The following is a 14,597-nucleotide window of genomic DNA, read 5'->3' on the forward strand; positions in this document are numbered from 1 at the left end:
ATTCTTACCTTACCAATTAAAAAGCGGGATCCCAATCGACCACAATCATTTTTGTTGTTAAATCAACTTGTTTAATAAATTGTTCTTCAACAAAAGGGATTAAACGTTCTGTTGCTCCAAATGCATCTTTTAGATTTGCTTTAACGACCAATACATCATTAGAACCGGTTTCCATTAAATCAGTTACCTGACCTAAGTCATAACCATTAACTGTTTTTACTCGACAGCCAATGAGATCTTTCCAATAAAAATCACCTTGATTTAATTCAGGCAATTTTTCTGCATCAACAAATACTTCAGCATTGGTTAACGCATTAGCTTGGTCGCGATCATCAATGCCTTTGAGTTTGACAATCATGTCCTGATTATGCGGTTTAAAGCTCTCAACGATTACTTCTTGCCATTTACCAGCACGCTGGATATACCAAGGTTTGTAATCAAAGATACTATCTGGAAATTCTGTAAACGAAAAAATTCTGAGCCATCCACGAATGCCGTAGCTTGAACCAAGTTTACCAACAATAATTAGATTCTCAGTATTCATCATCACAGTTACTATTACTTAATTAAGCAGCTTTTTGTGCTTGTTTGATCAATGCATTAACACGATCAGAAACAGTTGCACCTAAACCAACCCAATGATTTACGCGATCAAGATCTAAACGTAATTCTTCTGCTTTACCTTGTGCAATTGGATTAAAAAAGCCAACGCGCTCAATAAAACGACCATCACGTGGGTTACGGCTATCAGTGACAACTACTTGATAAAAAGGGCGCTTTTTAGAGCCACCACGAGCTAAACGAATAGTTACCATAACATCCTCTTAAATTAAAAAATAATCTTTCTTTTGCCCAACATGGACAAAATCAAAGCCCCAGAATTATACTCTTTCTAGCAAAAAGTGCAATGATTGATTGAGTGTGAAAAAGCTTGGTGGATTCGGTTATTGGCAAGTTTTGTGATGAATGAATATAAATTAATCTTTTAACCAATTTATATTATAGATAATAAGCTTAAGCTATGTTGGTTAATTAGCTGAATTATAATATTGCGATAGTTAGCCTTTTAAATAGCTGTTTGCCCAATAATTAAGACTTTTTACGCCTAAATGCGCGAATTAAAACATCAAAAAAACCTAATGATTTAACCATTCTCTGACCATCAACATATACTCGGATAGCTCTTAATACTTGTTTGGGATCTTTAGATGCAAAGGTAAATGTACCATCTCTTTTGGTTTGTATGGAGTACCGAGATATCCATCTTCCTTTAAAAAATACCGATGCGATGACATAATCGACTTCTTCCCAAGGTATTTGAATATATTTGCGCGGATCTCGCTGATGATAAAATTCGAACGCTTTATCGCCAATCATAATATGACCGTATTCTGAAAGTCCTGAAAAAGCAGTCGCTTTTACGGTTAAATCTATTTTGCTATTTAATGACTGAACCATTTAGTTGTTTGTATCCCTGATGCAAATTTGATTTACTCATTACACCCTTTTTCGATTATTTTGAAAAAGGGTGATTAATGTTTGAGGAAAGCGACAATTTTTGCTTTAAAAAGTGCTCTCCTCAATTTTTTTAGTCAAAACGATTATTTCTATAAAAGACCAACAACGTGACCAATAATACCGACTAAAAATAGTCCAAGAATAATTAAAATTGGTGATACTTTTTTACGAAGCAACCACATACATAAGAAAGTTAATAATAATGGCACCAGTCCAGGTATTAACTGATCTAAGTTATTTTGTAAGGTGGTGACTTTTTCTTGGTTAAGCGCTAATCCACTTTGCATTTGAATCAATGCTTGGTGAATACCTTCGGCACCAGCTGGAAGGGAATTCCAATCGATAAATGCACCATTATCTAATTTAACTGTCGATACAATTGGTTGGAATTTTATTGAAACCCATCTTTGCACTAATGCTGCTAGTACAAACATCCCCAAGATAGATGCACCTTTGGTGATTTTTTGTAGCAAACCACCACCTAAATTATCGGTAATTTTTGAACCAGTACGGTACCCGAATTCTTGGGTAAACCACATAAAGCTCCAACGAATAATATTCCAAAATAAGAAGAATAAAATTGGTCCTAAAATGTTACCGCTTAGGGCGAGTGATGCACCAAGTGCGCCGAGCATCGGACGAACAGTAAACCAGAACACAGGATCACCTACACCGGCTAAAGGTCCCATCATGCCCACTTTTACCCCTTGAATTGCAACATCATCAACCGGTGCACCATTAGCTCGTTCTTCTTCTAAAGCTAGAGTTACACCTAGTACTGGTGATGCTAAATAAGGGTGAGTATTAAAAAATTCTAAATGGCGTTTCAAAGCTGCTGAACGGTCTTCTTTTGTAGTATATAATTTTTTGATAGCCGGAATCATTGAATAGGCCCAACCACCATTTTGCATACGTTCATAATTCCAAGAACCTTGGAGGAAAGTTGAACGCCAAGCTACCGCTAAACGGTCTTTTTTGCTTAATTGAATTCGATCTGTCATGTTCTTCTCCAAGTTCCTAGTAATCATTCAAAATATCATCAAGTGGATCGCCTTTACTTCCACCGTTTGATGAATTGCCACGTTCAGAAAGGTTTATATAAATCAGTGCTAAAGCGATACCTAAGGCACCGAGTGCAATTAAAGTTAATTGTGATATTGCCGCAACCACAAAACCGATAATGAAAAATGGCCAAACTTCGCGGTTTGCCATCATATTGATTACCATAGCATAACCAACGGCAACCACCATTCCACCACCAATAGCCATACCAGTTGTTAACCATTCAGGCATTGCGTTTAACGCTTCTTTGACGGCTTCAGCAGGAATAAATAATAATGCAGCAGCTGGAATAGCAATACGTAGACCTTGTAAACAAACACCTAACATTTGTAGCCATTCTATTTTGCGAATATTACCTTCTTCAGCCGCAGCATCCATTAAGTGTACTAAAGGTACTGCAATTGTTCGCACAATCATAGTTAAAAACAGGCCAGCAACAGCAAGTGGAATTGCGACGGCAATCGCAGTTGATACACCTGCAACACCTTGACCACCAAGCACTAAGATAATCGATGAAGCTACAGCAGCAAGAGCTGCATCAGGTGCTACTGCTGCACCAATATTCGCCCAACCTAATGCAATCATCTGTAATGATCCACCAAGTACGACGCCTGCTTCTAGATTACCTGTTACCAGACCAATTAATGAACAAGCAACCAATGGTTGGTGGAATTGGAATTGATCCAAAATACCTTCCATCCCGGCTAAAAAAGCAATAACTATCACTAGAATGATAGCAACAATTGATAAAGTCATAATAATAACCCCTTAATTAAACTAGTTTTGTTCAGCTAATTCTTGTTTCGCTTTTTTTAATAATTCATCCATATTATCGTTTGAATCATTAGGCACTTTGCGAACGTCAAATTTCACATTTTTCGCTTTCAATTTTTCGAATGCATCAACATCTTGAGCGCTCATTGATAACACTTTATTGACCATTACTTTGCCAACTGAATGTGCCATTGAACCCACATTTAATGTTTCAATATCGACACCACCGTCTAAAGCACGCAGTACATCTTCAGGGTTTTCGAACAGTAATAAGGCTTTGGTATTGCCAAAACGCGGATCATGGGCAACTTGAATAATCTTTTTAATTGGCACAACATTGGCTTTAACACCAGGAGGAGCAGCCTCTTCAATCAGTTTTTTCCGTAATTCATCTTTGGCTACTGAATCAGAAACCACGATAATCCGGTTAGGATTAGTTGCTTTAGTCCAAGACGTCGCCACCTGACCATGTAATAAGCGCGAATCAACACGAGCTAATACTATTTTCAACTTACCATCACCTAACACAGTACCTTCTGGGATAGTATTTGATTGTTGGTTGTTTACTTGTGGTTTAGCCGCAATTTCAACAGTTGTTCGAATTCCTTCCTGAGCTGACTCTATAATTGCTGCAGCCACTTGTTTGGCACTATCCATGGATAAACGTGATGAATAGGCTTCGATCAGCATGGAAAGGTTCAAGCCAGCAACGATAGCCCAATTTGGGTGTTGGCCACAGAGTGTATTGGCTTGATTAAATGGCGTTCCACCCCATAAATCAACTAAAAACAGTACTTCGTTTTGGTTATCGAAAGTAGCTATTGCTGCTAGCATCCGTTCTTTTAAACTATCTGGACTATCACTTGGGTGCAAGGTAACGGCTTTAACGTTTTCTTGCTCGCCAAATATCATCGTCCCTGATTGTAAAATACCTTCAGCAAACTCACCATGAGTTGCTAGGATAATTCCAACCATAACGTACCTCCTAGGTTTCTATATTATTGCTAATATAAAGTTAATAAAATAAAGCAAAGTAATTTTATTTTAGTTAACAAAATAAGCTATTACCTTGATCTGTATCAAAGATTAATAACAATAATTGTCAACTGATTAAATAATCTTCATTTAACTAACATATAAAAATTATGTCATGCTTTCTAAGACTACTGTTCAATAAGAGAATAAATTAGGTATTATTTTATACTAATGCTTTACGAATGAAGCCATTATTTTGTTCTAGTTTTGTTTTTGCTTGCTGAGCGGTTAGTCCGGCAAGAATCATTAAAATAGCTGTTTTACAATGTTGATTACATTGATTTAACGTTGTTATAGCTGTATCTCGGTTGCAATCGGTGGCTTGCATAACAATTGATATTTGCCTTTCAACAAGCTTAGCATTAGTGGCTTCAACATCAACCATTAAATTACCATAAACTTTGCCGATTTTAATCATACTGGCTGTTGTTAACATATTGAGGATCATCTTTTGTGCAGTGCCGGCTTTCATTCTTGATGAACCGGTAATGACTTCGGCTCCGACAATAGGGGTAATAGCAATATTAGCCAAATTAATCATTGGTGCATTAGGGTTGCAACATAAACTTACCACTGTAGCGCCAAGTGATTTTGCATATTGCATGCCGCCAATAACATAAGGTGTGCGCCCACTAGCAGCGATACCAACTAAAATATCTTTAGCACTAAAATTAATGTGTTTTAGATCATTAATTGCCAATTCGGGTGAATCTTCTGCATTTTCGACAGCTTTAAATATGGCAGGATGCCCACCAGCGATTAATCCAACCACTTGTTCAGGAGCTGTTCCATAAGTAGGCGGACACTCGCTGGCATCTAAAATTCCCAATCGACCTGAGGTGCCGGCACCAAGGTAGATTAAACGGCCATGATTTAGGAATGCATCGCTAATTGCATCCACGGCATTAGCGATGTAGGTAAGTTGTTTTTCGACTGCAAGTGCTACTTGTTTATCTTCATTATTGATAATTTGCAGAATTTCAAGTGTCGATGCACAGTCAATATTTTCGCTCGCACTGTTGCGATTCTCAGTAATCATTACTGATAAATTAATGTTTGGCATGTGATTTTAATCCTAACCATACAAAAGCAATAAGAATGGCAAATAGCATACCAAAACCGACGCCAATTGTAATGACTGATAATCCACCAGCGACAGCTAAAGTATAAGCACTAAGCATAATCATCATTGCACTATACTCACTTAAGTTCTGTATCGAAATAACACTACCTGCACCGATAAGCTCTTTACCTATTTTTTGAATTGACGCATTTAGTGGAACTAAAAAATAACCGCCTAATGCACCAATCACAACTAATAATATATAAGAACTAATCATATTACTTTGTAGCGTGAATGCGATAACCGCCAATCCCATTAATATTCCTGCTGGAATACAGCGAAAGGTATTGGATATTGAAACCGTCGCACTAGCAAGCCCTGCGCCAACAACAATACCTATTGCCACAACCGCATTTAGATTTGTTGGCGTTGAATTGTCGGTAATACCTAAAACAAAGGGTACCCAGCTGATTAATAAGAAACGCAGAGTAATGCCGGCGCCCCAAAATAGGCTGGTACCAAACAAAGTATAAAGTGCTTGTTTAGTGTTAAAGATGATTTTAAATGTCTTAGCAAAATCTTTTATCATACTCATAAAATTCCACTCAATATCTTGTCGAGCAGCAGGTAATTTGGGGATAAAAATATTTGCTATCATCGCCAGCCCATACATAACAACACAAGTAAGCAATGCTAATGTAATATCTAAATCAGCAATATGGCCACCGGCAAGTGAACCAAGTAAAATAGCTGCAATGGTTGACGCTTCTATTAAGCCATTCGCTTTAACTAAATTATCGCCGGAAGTAAGTTCTCCTAAAATACCATATTTTGCTGGCGAGTAACCGGCAGCGCCAACACCGACCAAAAAATAACCTAAAAATGGATTGATATTTAAGCAGATAAGCGCTGCACCTAATAATTTAACCCCATTTGCAATCATCATCGCTTTGCCTTTCGACATACTGTCAGCAAATTGACCAACAAAAGGTGAAAGAAGGATAAAAGGAATTACAAAACCGATTTGCAATGCTGATTGGCTCCATTCTGGATAATGGAGCTGCTTAATAAAAGCAAGGATAGCAAAAAAAATTGCATTGTCAGCAAAGGCTGAAAAAAACTGCGCTAGCATGGTCGCAGCCATGCCAACTGATAACAATGGTTGTTTAGACATATCGAATCCTTGCTGTTATTGATTCTCATCGGCCATTTTGCGTAAGGTAATAAAATCGATTTTACCTGTACCCAATAATGGTAACTCTTTAACAACACGAATATCTCGAGGGATCGCTAATGCAGGGATACCTAAATCCTGCGCTGCTTGATTCAGCTGTTCCCTAGTTAATTTAGTCGAGGTTGTAAATAGCACAATAGCCTCTCCTTTGGCTGCATCGGCTTTTACTGTTGCGCCATGCATGGCATCAACATCGACCTTTTTAGCTAAAGCTTCAACACTTTCAAGTGAGACCATTTCGCCAGCAATTTTTGCAAAACGTTTTAATCGTCCTTTGATAGTTAAAAATTCATCTTTATCAATTGCAACGATATCTCCGGTATCATACCAACCCTTGTCCACATTACCATTTTCATCAATAGCAACAGGCTCTTCAAGTGCCCCTGGTTTTTCAACCCGTAAGTACCCCTTCATTACGTTAGGGCCTTTAAGTTGTAGCTCTCCGCCATTGCTAATACCTGGAACGGGTATTAATCTTGACTCCATGCCCGGTAATAAACGACCAACAGTACCAGCTTTAAATGCCATCGGTACATTAAGAGCAACAACTGGTGCACATTCGGTTACACCATAACCTTCTAAGATTCGAATACCGTATTTATCTTTCCATTGTTCACGCACCGCATCAGAAAGTTTTTCAGCACCAGCAACTACGTAGCGTAAACGCATAAAATCGTATGGATGTGCATAACGGGCGTAGTTGGCTAAAAATGTAGGTGTGCCAAATAACACGGTACAGTTTTGGTCATAAATGATTTCCGGTACCATACGATAATGTAATGGGTTTGGATATAGAAACGTACGACTGCCAGAGAACAACGGTAAAAATAAGCCTGCAGTGATGCCAAAAGCGTGGAAAAGAGGTAACGCTGACATAAAACGGTCTGCAGGCGTTGGATCGATAACAGTACGAATTTGTTCGACATTAGCCAATAAACTGCCATGGCTATGCACAACGCCTTTCGGATTACCTTCTGAGCCTGAAGTAAATAGAACTAATGCCTCGTCTTGACTTGATTGTCGTCGTTTAACTAATCGAGGAATGTATTGATGTACGGCAACGTATAGTTTATCAAAAAAGTTCAAACTGCTACGCAAATCTTCAAGGAAATACCAATTTACATCGTTAATTTCTTCTAATAAGTGATCAAGCTTCCCTTTTTTAATAAATTTACGTGAAGTAATAATGGTTTTTATTTCAGCTGCAGTAATTGCACAGGTTAATCCTTTAGTACCAGCCGTGTAGTTGAGCATTGCTGGAATACGATTTTTAACTGATAAACCAAAAATAGTGGCAACAGTAATTGTTGCATTAGGTAGTAATAGGCCAACTCGTTCTTTCGGTTTGGTAATTTTAGAAATAATGCAACTTACACCGATGATCTGCTTAAGTAAGTTTCGATAGGAGGCTTCATGAGTGGTAGGGTCTTGAACCATTCGTGATTTTACGCCATAACGCACTTGAGCTTCAAGTAGAGCCTCAAAAAGGGTTAATTTAGGGCGACTTGCCATTCTGGCATTCATCATAATTTGATGTAATTTTTCACCAGCAATATATCTTCGATCACTTGCTTTTGCTGCGTCAGGCATTGGGATTGATTTTGGTTCCAATACATGAATAGTAATTTTTGGAAATAGACGACGTTTAAATAGGCCTTTTAAGCGACTGGTTAAGGTAAATTCGGCACCTTCTATCCAAACAGGTACAATGGTCGCCTGAGAACGTGCCGCAACAAATGCCGCACCGTCATAAATCTTCATTAATGATCCGGTTATGGTGATTCGACCTTCCGGAAAAATAACAATTGGTCGGCCTTTTTCAATTTCACGGACCAATTTTTTTATTGCCATAGGACTTAATGGATCCATTGGCACAAAATCGACATAGCGTTTGGCTAAACGAACTAGCCAGTGATTAATATATCCTGCATAGATAGCAAATACTGGTTTTACTGGTAAAAATACACCGATTAAAACGCCATCTAGAAAGGAAACATGATTAGGGGTGATAAGAAGTCTGTCTTGTTTTAGGTTATCAAGATTACCTTGAATCTTGACATGGAATAAAATCTTTAAAAAAAATTTTAATATTTTAAATAACATCTGATTTCTCAATTTCCGTGCAAAATTGCACTCTGTCATAATAGTGAAAATAATTACAATATACAAGAAGCTAAATTTCAATTGAATTTAATTTAAATTAAACAATTTGTTATGCGAATTCTTCTAGTTTGAAATATTAATTAATAGACAATAAATAGTAAAAAAGTAAAATAAAAGTTAAATAACTGTAAGGAATGAAAATGTTAGTTTTAACAGCTCAAGATATCCAACAATTTTATACCATGAAAGATGCTGTAGCAGCAGATAAGCAAGCATTAAAAATTTATACTCAAGGTAATAGTGAAGTGCCTTTACGTATTAATTTTGATATGCAAAAAGGACAATGCCTAGTTATGCCTGCCCATATTAAAGAAAACGATGTTGTTGGTTTAAAGATTGTCTCGGTTTTTCCTGATAATCCTAAATTGGGCAAACCATCAGTTCCGGCACAAGTGTTTATGATCGATCCTCAAACGGGCGAAGTTTGTGCGATATTAGATGGCACATTTGTTACGCAATTGCGAACCGGTGCGGTACAAGGTGCTGCTACGGATTTATTAGCTAAAAAAGATGCTAAACGAGCAGTATTAATTGGTACTGGTGGGCAAGCAGCGGCACAATTAGAAGCTATGTTAACGGTACGGCAGTTAACCGATGTAGCTATTTATGGACTTGATGCCAAAAAAGGCAAGCAGTTTACTGAAGAGATGAAACAACGATTTGGCCATTTTTCGGCTAACCTCTATTTTTCACAAGATTTGGATGAAGATATTCGCCATGCTGATATTATTACTTCAGTGACTACATCAAAAGAAGTGACTTTCAATGGTGAGCTAGTTAAACCCGGAACTCATATCAATGGTGTAGGTGCTTACACACCTGAAATGCACGAAATCCCAAGTAATATAGTGGCAAAAGCAGATATTCGTGTACTTGATACTAAAGATGGTGTATTTGCTGAAGCTGGTGATATTATCGACCCAATTAATCAAAATTTAGTCACAAAACAAGATTTTTATGAATTGGGAGATTTAGTTATCGACCCGCAAAAATGTCGTCAAAACGATCAGCAAATCACGTTATTTAAAACAGTGGGAACAGCAGTTTTAGATGTCTATGTCGGTTATGATATTTATCAGAAAGCTAAACAAAAGGGTATTGGAACTACTATCTAATAATTCTTTTAAACCCCAAATCACCCCTTAACCAAAAATTTGAGGAAAGGGGTTTTTTAATGTCTAAAATTGGCATTAATAATGCTTCTTATGAGCATTAACAATAAACTAGTTCTATAAAATAAAAAATTTGATGAAAGCGTTTTTTAGCGCTTAAAATTGTCGTTAATGGTACTACTTATTAAAACCAACAATAGATTAGCTATTATTAATAAAATAATGCGAGTTAAGGGCGGTTCTAAGATCGAAACTTAGCTTTTCAGCTCTTCTTTTTGTGAGCGACCCAGTAATGACATGGCTGCCTGTTTTGGATCTTTATATTCGTAAAGTACTTTATAGATTTGTTCAGTAATAGGCATATCGACATGATATTTTTGTGCTAATGACCAGACTTCTTTGGTATTTCTACAGCCTTCAACCACTTGAGCAATGATCTCTTGTGCTTCTTGAATTGATTTGTTTTGACCCAGTAAAATACCAAAACGACGATTACGAGATTGATTATCGGTACATGTCAGCACCAAATCGCCTAATCCTGCCATCCCCATAAAAGTGGCGGGATCGGCACCAAGTGCTTCGCCTAATCGCATCATTTCAGCCAATCCTCGAGTGATTAATGCTGTTCTGGCATTAGCACCAAAACCAAGCCCATCCGACAATCCAGCACCAATGGCGATCACATTTTTGACTGCTCCACCAAGTTGAACACCGATAAAATCTTTACTGCTATAGACTCGAAACGATTTACTACAGTGGAATAAATTTTGTAGTTCTGTTAAAAATTGTTCATCAGTTGAGGCAACAGTAACTGCAGTGGGTAAACCAGATGCCACTTCTTTAGCAAATGTAGGACCAGAAATAACCGCTAATGGAATTTTGTCACCTAAAACTTCGCGTGCAACATCTTGTAATAATCGTCCAGTATCAACTTCAAGACCTTTTGTTGCCCAAACAATTTTACTATCCTTTCTTAACAATGGTTTTATTTGTTTAAGAATACTACCAAACGCATGGCTAGGTACAACAATAAGTAAAATAGGTGCAGCAGCAACAGCAGTGGCTAAATCAGCTTCAATTTGCAGTTGCTCAGGGAAAGGGATATCAGGCAAAAACTGTCTATTTTGTCTATCATGCTGCAAAATAGCCATCTTATCTGGGTTATGTCCCCATAATAAGGTTTCATGGCCATTACGTGCTAGTAATATAGCTAGCGAGGTTCCATAAGAACCGGCGCCAATTACAGTCACTGCAGCATCTTTACTCATATATAATCCAATAGACTCGATTAATCAACCAAACAATTACAATTATTGTAAGGTTTCAGTTGCACTATTTTGCGCTTGTTGTTCTTGTTGTTGTAAATAGTTAATGAACAATGCTTCAAAATTTACTGGTTCTAAATTAAGCTGTGGGAATGTTCCTTTATTCACTAGGCTTGAAATAACTTCACGCGCATAAGGGAATAAAATATTTGGACAATAAGCACCAACACAATGTTGAATTTGTGCATCATCAAAACCAATAAGCGAGAAAATTCCTGATTGAGTAACTTCACAAATATACACAACTTCTTCTTGCTGTTTTACCGTTACGGTAACACGTAAAGAAACTTCATGCACTTCATCACTTAATGCTTGTGATGCTGAATTTAGCTCTAAATTCATTTCTGGTTGCCACTGCTTAGTAAAAATTTCAGGGACATTATTGGTTTCAAAAGAAACATCTTTAGTGTAAATACGTTGAATTGCAAATTGTGTTTCAGGTTGTTGTGTATTGTTTTGTTCTGTCATGATAAAACCTTATTTTAAAATTATATTATTTTCTAACCAATGGTAAGTTTTCGCCGTTCCAACCAGCAATACCATCTTTTAATGTAAATACATGTAAAAAACCTTGTTTGACTAATACTTCACCAATACCTGCTGATGTTAAGCCATTTTCATCAATCACAATAATGATGTTTTCTTTAAATTTTTCAATAGTTTTCGCACTAGCATTTTTAATATCAACGGGTAGAATGTTGTGTGATTCAGTAATATGCCCTTTTTTGAAGCTATCTGCTGAACGAATATCAACAATAACCGCATTTTGTTTATTGATCATATTAATTGCTTGCGCGTTATTAATTATTTTCACTTTTGACAATTTAATTTTTACGGTTAATACAATGATTGCAACAAATAACACAATCCAACCTAATGAAAGTAAATGATGATTTTTGACAAAAGGTATAATTTCGAGCGTAACAAAGTCCATACTTTTATGATTACCTAATTTATTAAAAATAAGATAAGATTATAACGATATTGTCTACTGAAATACAGATCTAAAGGGAGAAATCTTATTTTAAGTTGATAAGATCTAAAGAATTCTAAGGAGAGAATTAATGTTATTTAAACGATTTATCTTACTGCCATTACTTTTGATTACTGTAATCCCGTCAGTTTTAGCCGATCTAAATAATTCAGCGACAAATAAAACCGCAAATCTAGATAAAAATATGCAAATAACCGGTGAGCCATTACTGTTTGACCCAAATTTAACCTGTCGAGATTTTTTTCAGGAAATTGATGCTAATGCACCTGATTATTTTCAATATTATGATTGTCAAATGCAAGATGAAGGTCAAACATGGCCGATAACAGTAATTTATAAAGTTGACGGTAAATATGCTAAGCAAGCCCACCAATATTTGATTAAAACTATGGGAATGGGGGATCTGAAATATTTATGCTGTTATTGGCATCAACAAAAACCAGTAATGATCGTTAATCCAAAGGATAACTTATTATATGAGGCGTCGTTTTCTTCAGGTGAAACACTCAAACGTGATTGGGATGAAACGACTTTTTATTTAACCATAACCGGTTTTCGAAAATACGATATTTAAATCGACAACACTTTTTAGCAAATTAATGATGTTCAAGTTCAGCAAAAATGTAGCATAAGTAATTTTATGTTACATTTTGGTGCGTTATTTTGGTGCTTTATGCATTATTTTGGTGCATTAATGTTATTTTTTGCTATTATCTAACCAATAACAACCATGCAAAAATAGTGGTTAACAAATTGGCATCATATTTGCATATCATTTAATAAATAGGCAAATCGGCCTTTAAACTGAACACTTATATTATATGTCCTTAATGGAGAAGCTACATGTCTACACAAAAAGTTTTAACGCTAATAAAAGAAAACGATGTTAAGTTTGTTGATTTACGTTTTACTGATACTAAAGGTAAAGAACAACACGTTACCATTCCTGTTAGTCAAATCGACGCTGATTTTTTTGAAGATGGTAAAATGTTTGATGGCTCTTCCATTGCTGGTTGGAAAGGGATTAACGAATCAGATATGGTGTTAATGCCAGATGCATCAAGCGCAGTGATTGATCCATTTTTTGAAGATGTAACATTAAATATTCGTTGTGACGTTTTAGAGCCAGCGACATTACAAGGTTATGACCGTGATCCTCGCTCAATTGCTAAACGCGCTGAAGAGTTTTTAAAATCATCAGGTATTGCTGATACGGTTATTTTTGGACCAGAACCGGAATTCTTCTTATTTGATGATGTGCGTTTTGGCGCACCAATGTCTGGTAGTTTTGTACATATTGATGATATCGAAGCTGCTTGGAACTCAGGTACTAAATACGAAGAAGGTAATAAAGGTCACCGTCCTGGTGTTAAAGGTGGTTATTTCCCACTTCCTCCGGTTGACTCGTCACAAGATATTCGTTCTGAAATGTGTTTAATCATGGAACAACTTGGTTTAGTGGTTGAAGCTCATCACCATGAAGTTGCAACTGCAGGCCAAAATGAGATTGCTTGTCGTTTCAATACATTAACTAAAAAAGCTGACGAAGTTCAAATCTATAAATATGTTGTCCAAAATGTTGCTCATGCTTATGGTAAAACTGCGACATTTATGCCTAAACCAATGTTTGGTGATAACGGCTCTGGTATGCACTGTCACCAATCGCTTGCTAAAGATGGCGTAAACCTTTTTGCTGGTGATAAATATGCTGGCCTTTCTGAAATGGCGTTACTCTATATCGGTGGTATTATCAAACATGCTAAAGCGATTAATGCTTTTGCGAACCCAGCGACTAACTCTTATAAACGTTTAGTACCAGGTTATGAAGCACCAGTTATGCTTGCCTATTCTGCGCGTAACCGTTCTGCATCAATTCGTATTCCAGTGGTTACTAGCCCTAAAGCGCGTCGTATTGAAGTTCGCTTCCCAGATCCAGCCGGTAACCCATACTTATCATTTGCAGCACAATTAATGGCAGGTTTAGATGGTATTATCAATAAGATTCATCCGGGTGATGCGATGGATAAAAACTTATATGACTTACCACCAGAAGAGTCTAAATTAATCCCACAAGTTGCAGGTTCACTTGAAGAAGCGCTAAATGCTTTAGATGCGGATCGTGAATTCTTAACTCGTGGTAATGTATTTACTAATGACACCATTGATGCTTATATTGACTTAAAACGTCAAGATGTTGATCGTGTTCGTATGACACCACATCCGGTTGAATTTGAACTCTACTACAGTCTATAAGTCATTATTGTATTACTTAAAGCTTTAACCACCGCTGAAGGGCGGTGGTATCTAATGAGAACGG

At 36.8% G+C, this 14,597-nt stretch carries 14 protein-coding genes and 2 pseudogenes; 3 read left to right on the top strand and 13 right to left on the bottom strand.

Annotated features, from left to right (window positions below):
* Positions 1 to 16: 16 nt before the first annotated feature.
* The 10 genes and pseudogenes from rimM to aas all read right to left on the bottom strand — a co-directional run bounded on the left by rimM (position 17) and on the right by aas (position 8,789).
* Positions 17 to 547, bottom strand: coding sequence for a ribosome maturation factor RimM (gene rimM, locus H3T56_RS04875; protein WP_198192161.1), 531 nt, complete (start codon positions 545 to 547; stop codon positions 17 to 19).
* A gap of 19 nt (positions 548 to 566) precedes the next feature.
* Entirely contained in the window at positions 567 to 815 is a 249-nt protein-coding gene (rpsP, locus tag H3T56_RS04880; RefSeq protein WP_034900786.1) for a 30S ribosomal protein S16, read from the bottom strand.
* 274 nt (positions 816 to 1,089) lie between these two features.
* Positions 1,090 to 1,458 carry a DUF956 family protein gene (locus tag H3T56_RS04885; protein ID WP_198192162.1) on the bottom strand — a complete coding sequence of 123 codons (369 nt, stop codon included), beginning with the start codon at positions 1,456 to 1,458 and terminating at the stop codon, positions 1,090 to 1,092.
* Positions 1,459 to 1,607: 149 nt separating this feature from the next.
* Positions 1,608 to 2,519, bottom strand: a complete 912-nt coding sequence (locus tag H3T56_RS04890; protein WP_065651528.1) for a PTS system mannose/fructose/sorbose family transporter subunit IID — start codon at positions 2,517 to 2,519, stop codon at positions 1,608 to 1,610.
* Between the two features lie 16 nt (positions 2,520 to 2,535).
* Positions 2,536 to 3,336, bottom strand: a complete 801-nt coding sequence (locus H3T56_RS04895) for a PTS mannose/fructose/sorbose transporter subunit IIC (protein ID WP_065577640.1) — start codon at positions 3,334 to 3,336, stop codon at positions 2,536 to 2,538.
* A gap of 21 nt (positions 3,337 to 3,357) precedes the next feature.
* Positions 3,358 to 3,897: pseudogene (locus H3T56_RS11735) on the bottom strand (PTS system mannose/fructose/N-acetylgalactosamine-transporter subunit IIB); the annotation flags it as partial.
* A gap of 65 nt (positions 3,898 to 3,962) precedes the next feature.
* A pseudogene (locus tag H3T56_RS11740) lies at positions 3,963 to 4,329 on the bottom strand (PTS sugar transporter subunit IIA); the annotation flags it as partial.
* A 223-nt stretch (positions 4,330 to 4,552) separates the two neighbouring features.
* Positions 4,553 to 5,452, bottom strand: a complete 900-nt coding sequence (gene murQ / locus H3T56_RS04905) for an N-acetylmuramic acid 6-phosphate etherase (protein WP_199283280.1) — start codon at positions 5,450 to 5,452, stop codon at positions 4,553 to 4,555.
* Positions 5,439 to 6,626: a lysophospholipid transporter LplT gene (gene lplT / locus H3T56_RS04910; RefSeq protein ID WP_198192164.1), complete on the bottom strand. Its 1,188-nt coding sequence runs from the start codon at positions 6,624 to 6,626 to the stop codon at positions 5,439 to 5,441. Before lplT ends, murQ begins: the two co-directional genes overlap by 14 nt.
* Before the next feature lie 15 nt (positions 6,627 to 6,641).
* Positions 6,642 to 8,789, bottom strand: a complete 2,148-nt coding sequence (gene aas, locus H3T56_RS04915) for a bifunctional acyl-ACP--phospholipid O-acyltransferase/long-chain-fatty-acid--ACP ligase (RefSeq protein WP_198192165.1) — start codon at positions 8,787 to 8,789, stop codon at positions 6,642 to 6,644.
* 200 nt (positions 8,790 to 8,989) lie between these two features.
* On the opposite strand from aas, the gene H3T56_RS04920 reads away from it, so the two are divergent.
* Positions 8,990 to 9,964 (top strand): ornithine cyclodeaminase family protein, encoded by a 975-nt coding sequence (locus tag H3T56_RS04920; protein WP_086361594.1) that lies wholly within the window; start codon positions 8,990 to 8,992, stop codon positions 9,962 to 9,964.
* Positions 9,965 to 10,215: 251 nt separating this feature from the next.
* Here the strand turns inward: H3T56_RS04920 and gpsA are convergent, their stop codons facing one another.
* From gpsA to H3T56_RS04935, 3 genes are read right to left on the bottom strand one after another with little or no spacing between them, the layout of a single operon-like run.
* On the bottom strand, positions 10,216 to 11,229 hold the full coding sequence (gene gpsA / locus H3T56_RS04925; RefSeq protein ID WP_198192166.1) for an NAD(P)H-dependent glycerol-3-phosphate dehydrogenase: 1,014 nt from the start codon (positions 11,227 to 11,229) through the stop codon (positions 10,216 to 10,218).
* A gap of 42 nt (positions 11,230 to 11,271) precedes the next feature.
* Complete coding sequence (gene secB, locus H3T56_RS04930; RefSeq protein ID WP_086320457.1) at positions 11,272 to 11,754, bottom strand: protein-export chaperone SecB; 483 nt, start codon at positions 11,752 to 11,754, stop codon at positions 11,272 to 11,274.
* A 25-nt stretch (positions 11,755 to 11,779) separates the two neighbouring features.
* On the bottom strand, positions 11,780 to 12,220 hold the full coding sequence (locus H3T56_RS04935; RefSeq protein WP_065651523.1) for a rhodanese-like domain-containing protein: 441 nt from the start codon (positions 12,218 to 12,220) through the stop codon (positions 11,780 to 11,782).
* A 130-nt stretch (positions 12,221 to 12,350) separates the two neighbouring features.
* Here H3T56_RS04935 and H3T56_RS04940 point away from each other — a divergent pair, with 130 nt between their 5' ends.
* Together H3T56_RS04940 and glnA are read left to right on the top strand one after the other, a co-directional pair.
* Positions 12,351 to 12,854, top strand: coding sequence for a DUF4952 domain-containing protein (locus H3T56_RS04940; protein WP_198192167.1), 504 nt, complete (start codon positions 12,351 to 12,353; stop codon positions 12,852 to 12,854).
* Between the two features lie 269 nt (positions 12,855 to 13,123).
* On the top strand, positions 13,124 to 14,533 hold the full coding sequence (gene glnA, locus H3T56_RS04945; RefSeq protein ID WP_198192168.1) for a glutamate--ammonia ligase: 1,410 nt from the start codon (positions 13,124 to 13,126) through the stop codon (positions 14,531 to 14,533).
* Positions 14,534 to 14,597: the final 64 nt, after the last annotated feature.

Source organism: Gilliamella sp. W8123, from assembly GCF_016101085.1.
Lineage (GTDB): Bacteria > Pseudomonadota > Gammaproteobacteria > Enterobacterales > Orbaceae > Gilliamella > Gilliamella apis.

Coding starts and splice junctions, on each gene's coding strand:
- H3T56_RS04890 (WP_065651528.1), bottom strand. CDS start 2,519: ATGACAGATCGAATTCAATTAAGCAAAAAAGACCGTTTAGCGGTAGCT.
- glnA (WP_198192168.1), top strand. CDS start 13,124: ATGTCTACACAAAAAGTTTTAACGCTAATAAAAGAAAACGATGTTAAG.
- rimM (WP_198192161.1), bottom strand. CDS start 547: ATGATGAATACTGAGAATCTAATTATTGTTGGTAAACTTGGTTCAAGC.
- H3T56_RS04920 (WP_086361594.1), top strand. CDS start 8,990: ATGTTAGTTTTAACAGCTCAAGATATCCAACAATTTTATACCATGAAA.
- H3T56_RS04885 (WP_198192162.1), bottom strand. CDS start 1,458: ATGGTTCAGTCATTAAATAGCAAAATAGATTTAACCGTAAAAGCGACT.
- H3T56_RS04935 (WP_065651523.1), bottom strand. CDS start 12,220: ATGGACTTTGTTACGCTCGAAATTATACCTTTTGTCAAAAATCATCAT.
- murQ (WP_199283280.1), bottom strand. CDS start 5,452: ATGCCAAACATTAATTTATCAGTAATGATTACTGAGAATCGCAACAGT.
- rpsP (WP_034900786.1), bottom strand. CDS start 815: ATGGTAACTATTCGTTTAGCTCGTGGTGGCTCTAAAAAGCGCCCTTTT.
- H3T56_RS04895 (WP_065577640.1), bottom strand. CDS start 3,336: ATGACTTTATCAATTGTTGCTATCATTCTAGTGATAGTTATTGCTTTT.
- lplT (WP_198192164.1), bottom strand. CDS start 6,626: ATGTCTAAACAACCATTGTTATCAGTTGGCATGGCTGCGACCATGCTA.
- gpsA (WP_198192166.1), bottom strand. CDS start 11,229: ATGAGTAAAGATGCTGCAGTGACTGTAATTGGCGCCGGTTCTTATGGA.
- H3T56_RS04940 (WP_198192167.1), top strand. CDS start 12,351: ATGTTATTTAAACGATTTATCTTACTGCCATTACTTTTGATTACTGTA.
- secB (WP_086320457.1), bottom strand. CDS start 11,754: ATGACAGAACAAAACAATACACAACAACCTGAAACACAATTTGCAATT.
- aas (WP_198192165.1), bottom strand. CDS start 8,789: ATGTTATTTAAAATATTAAAATTTTTTTTAAAGATTTTATTCCATGTC.